The 237-nt window shown below is 53.6% G+C and carries 1 protein-coding gene; it reads left to right on the top strand.

Annotated elements, in window-relative coordinates:
* A partial coding sequence (locus SB725_RS33820) for a hypothetical protein (RefSeq protein ID WP_410923773.1) occupies positions 1–77 on the top strand: 77 nt, incomplete at its 5' end.
* Between the last annotated feature and the right edge of the window lie 160 nt (positions 78–237).

Below are 237 nucleotides of genomic sequence, written 5' to 3'. Positions count from 1 at the left end.
CTGAGCAACGTGCCCAGGTGACTGAGCGTGTGAAGCACGAAATGCTCGAAATCGTCTACGCACGCAATATGGCGTAAGATTCTCCAACAGAAAAAAGGCGACTCCCTCACGGCAGTCGCCTTTGTTATGGCTGAAACGAAGAACCCTGTAGGAGCGAGCCTGCGCGCGATAGGGCCCTCCGGGGCAGTGCATCTATCAGATCAGATAAGTACTCTTGGTCATCACCTTGGCCAACAA

The organism is Pseudomonas sp. SIMBA_041 (assembly GCF_046535095.1).
GTDB lineage: Bacteria > Pseudomonadota > Gammaproteobacteria > Pseudomonadales > Pseudomonadaceae > Aquipseudomonas > Aquipseudomonas mucoides.
This window is presented reverse-complemented; position numbering and strand designations above follow the sequence as displayed.